4 protein-coding genes are annotated in these 3,532 nt (G+C 56.6%); 3 read left to right on the top strand and 1 reads right to left on the bottom strand.

The annotated features are described in order from the left end of the window. Nucleotides 1-116 precede the first annotated feature (116 nt). On the top strand, nucleotides 117-1,625 hold the full coding sequence (gene istA, locus ACOTZP_RS23730) for an IS21-like element ISCfr8 family transposase (protein ID WP_077249983.1): 1,509 nt from the start codon (nucleotides 117-119) through the stop codon (nucleotides 1,623-1,625). Then, nucleotides 1,612-2,352, top strand: coding sequence for an IS21-like element helper ATPase IstB (gene istB, locus ACOTZP_RS23725; RefSeq protein WP_012695455.1), 741 nt, complete (start codon nucleotides 1,612-1,614; stop codon nucleotides 2,350-2,352). Before istA ends, istB begins: the two co-directional genes overlap by 14 nt. 227 nt (nucleotides 2,353-2,579) lie before the next feature. On the opposite strand, the gene ACOTZP_RS23720 is transcribed toward istB, so the two are convergent. Next, the gene (locus ACOTZP_RS23720; protein ID WP_032488579.1) at nucleotides 2,580-3,134 is read right to left on the bottom strand and encodes an aminoglycoside N-acetyltransferase AAC(6')-Ib3; all 555 of its coding nucleotides are present in this window, start codon (nucleotides 3,132-3,134) and stop codon (nucleotides 2,580-2,582) included. Between the two features lie 176 nt (nucleotides 3,135-3,310). On the opposite strand from ACOTZP_RS23720, the gene ACOTZP_RS23715 reads away from it, so the two are divergent. Further along, nucleotides 3,311-3,532: phage integrase N-terminal SAM-like domain-containing protein (locus ACOTZP_RS23715; protein WP_174754709.1), on the top strand; the 222-nt coding region annotated here is incomplete at its 3' end.

Below are 3,532 nucleotides of genomic sequence, written 5' to 3'. Positions count from 1 at the left end.
AACAGTGCCCTGGCCATTAATTTTGACCCACCCCAAGGTGGCCAACCGGCCAGAAATGCAGATAGGGTTCCCAGCCTTTTGGCAGGCCGGGAACCGTTCTGATGATGAGGTGGAACGTGATACACAAAATAAAATCATTACATGACGATGGCAAAGGACTTTCCATTCGGGCCATCAGCCGGGAGCTGGGCATCTCGCGCAACAGCGTGCGCAAGTATCTGCGTCAGGATGAAACAACCACTGCCCGCAAGCTGGATAACCCTGTCCGCAGCAAACAGCTCGACACCTACCGGGGATACCTGATCAGCTTGCTGGCCAGCTTTCCCGGGCTCAGTGCAGTCAAGATTGCCCGCAAGCTCAAGGAGAAACTGGGTGAGCTGCCGACCTCCGAGCGCAGTATTCGTCGTTACGTCAGCGCGCTGAAGGAAGAGGTTGCAACCGGTCAGCACCGATATTACGAGCCGGTGGTTGATGAGGTGCCGGGTGTGCAGTGCCAGGTTGACCCGGGCGAGCTGCGTAACGTGCTGATTGGTGGCGTGGAAACAGTGGTGCACTTTGTTGTGTTTGTGCTGGCGTACTCGCGGCTGATGTATGTGGGCCTGTCGTTTAAGCCGCTGGATACCCGGCAGTTCATCCAGCTGCATGACGAAGCGCTGCGCTACTTTGGCGGCATGCCTGAAGAGCTGGTGTACGACCAGACCAAGCTGGTGGTGATTGAGGAGAAATACCGGGAGCTGACCCTCAACGAGCGTTTTCATCAGTACGCCACCACAGCCGGCTTTCGTATCCATGCTTGCGAAGGCTATGACCCCGAGAGCAAGGGCAAGGTTGAAGCGGGCGTCAAATACGTCAAGCAGGACTGCTTTTACGGCGAGACCTTCCGTGATGAGCAGCACCTGCGCGAGCATGTGCATCACTGGCTGGACAAGGTCGCCAATGTGCGGGCACACGGCACCACAGGTGAGGCACCTCAGCTGCGTTTTGAACGTGACGAACAGGCTCTGCTCAAGCCCTACCTGTCACCCTCTTGCGTCACATCTGAAGCCCGTGAGACCCGCAAGGCGGATAAGACCGGACTGATCTCCTGGAAGGCCAACAAGTACTCTGTGCCCATGGCCTGGCAGCAAAGCCGTGTCGGTGTGCTGGAAGACGACAGCCAGCTGCATGTGATTGATCTACAAACTGGCGAAGTGATTGCCCAGCATGCGTTGGCGGGCGGCAAAGGTCAGATTATCAAAAACACCCACCACTACCGTGACCATGCCCAGCGCCGGCAGCAGCTGGAGCAGGACATTCAAGTACTGGTGGGCGACGAGGCACTCAGCCTGGCCTTGTGTGATCAGTTGCGGAGATCCTTGCCCAAGGTCTATAAGGATCAACTGTTCGCAGTACGCAACCTGCTGAGTAAGCACGCACCTGTTGAACGGGACATGCTGTTGAACCTGAGCCAGAAGCCGGGCCTGACCGCCCGACAGATCGAAGCGTATCTGGTGGCCACCCAGCTGGCCAGCCGGCGTGAGCGTCTGCCTGAGCCCGTGCCAGAGGCTCCGTCAGAGCTGGACTTGAGTGCATACCGACAGCTTGGCCGCTCGACTGGCCAGGAGGTGACCCATGGGCATGCTTGAACAGACTGCCGCCCAGTACCGTAGCCTGCGCATGACCTCCATCGCCGCAGAGCTCGCCCAGTTACTGGCCGAGGCCGAAGCCAGTGAAATGTCGTTCCTGAGCTTTGCACAGCGACTGGCTGAATACGAACTCCAGCAGCGTCAGGCCAACCGGGTACAGCGCAATTACAAGACGGCAGGCTTTCCTGCGCACAAGCATCTGGAGGGCTTTGACTATCGCCACCAGACCACCATCAGCAAGCGCCAGATCAACAGCCTGCTGGACTTCCGGTTCATCGACGAGCGCAACAACGTGATCTTCATCGGCCCGCCAGGCGTGGGCAAGACCCACCTGGCCATCGGGATTGGCCACAAGGCCGTCGAGGCCGGATACCGGGTATTGTTTCGCACCGCGCTGGAGTTGGTGGAAGAACTGGAGCTGGCAGAAATGAAGGGCGAGCTGAAAAAGAAAATCAGCCAGCTGAGCAAGGTCGACCTCTTGATCATCGATGAGCTGGGCTACCTGCCCATGACCCGGCAGGCCCGCTACAACCTGTTCCAGCTGATCAACAGTCTGTACGAATACCGGTCTATCATCCTGACCACCAACAAGGACTTCACCTGCTGGGGCGAGTTCTTCCACGACGACAACGTGGCAGTACCGATCATCGACCGAATCATCCATCACTCACACATCTTTATGCTGGGAGGAGAGAGCTATCGGCTGAAACAGAAAACAACGGGTTAAACGTGCAAGGGTGGGTCAATTTTATTGGCCAAAGGTGGGTCAAAATTAATGGCCATTGACAAATGGCAAGAAGCACAGGCTCCAAATGTGACTTTATGACGTCGACGACTATCCGCACCTGAGCGGATACCTCTGCGGGGACGGTGTGGTTCATGCATGACGCCTAACGTTTGACATGAGGGGCGGCCAAGGGCGCCAGCCCTTGGACGTCCCCCTCGATGGAAGGGTTAGGCATCACTGCGTGTTCGCTCGAATGCCTGGCGTGTTTGAACCATGTACACGGCTGGACCATCTGGGGTGGTTACGGTACCTTGCCTCTCAAACCCCGCTTTCTCGTAGCATCGGATCGCTCGCAAGTTGCTCGGCGACGGGTCCGTTTGGATCTTGGTGACCTCGGGATCATTGAACAGCAACTCAACCAGAGCTCGAACCAGCTTGGTTCCCAAGCCTTTGCCCAGTTGTGATGCATTCGCCAGTAACTGGTCTATTCCGCGTACTCCTGGATCGGTTTCTTCTTCCCACCATCCGTCCCCGCTTCCAAGAGCAACGTACGACTGGGCATACCCAATCGGCTCTCCATTCAGCATTGCAATGTATGGAGTGACGGACTCTTGCGCTAAAACGCTTGGCAAGTACTGTTCCTGTACGTCAGCAAGTGTCGGGCGTGCTTCTTCTCCGCCCCACCACTCGACGATATGAGATCGATTTAGCCACTCATAGAGCATCGCAAGGTCATGCTCAGTCATGAGGCGCAGTGTGACGGAATCGTTGCTGTTGGTCACGATGCTGTACTTTGTGATGCCTAACTTTGTTTTAGGGCGACTGCCCTGCTGCGTAACATCGTTGCTGCGTAACATCGTTGCTGCTCCATAACATCAAACATCGACCCACGGCGTAACGCGCTTGCTGCTTGGATGCCCGAGGCATAGACTGTACAAAAAAACAGTCATAACAAGCCATGAAAACCGCCACTGCGCCGTTACCACCGCTGCGTTCGGTCAAGGTTCTGGACCAGTTGCGTGAGCGCATACGCTACTTGCATTACAGCTTACCAACCGAACAGGCTTATGTCAACTGGGTTCGTGCCTTCATCCGTTTCCACGGTGTGCGTCACCCGGCAACCTTGGGCAGCAGCGAAGTCGAGGCATTTCTGTCCTGGCTGGCGAACGAGCGCAAGGTT

The organism is Enterobacter cloacae complex sp. SYL001 (assembly GCF_049237025.1).
GTDB lineage: Bacteria > Pseudomonadota > Gammaproteobacteria > Enterobacterales > Enterobacteriaceae > Enterobacter > Enterobacter intestinihominis.
This window is presented reverse-complemented; position numbering and strand designations above follow the sequence as displayed.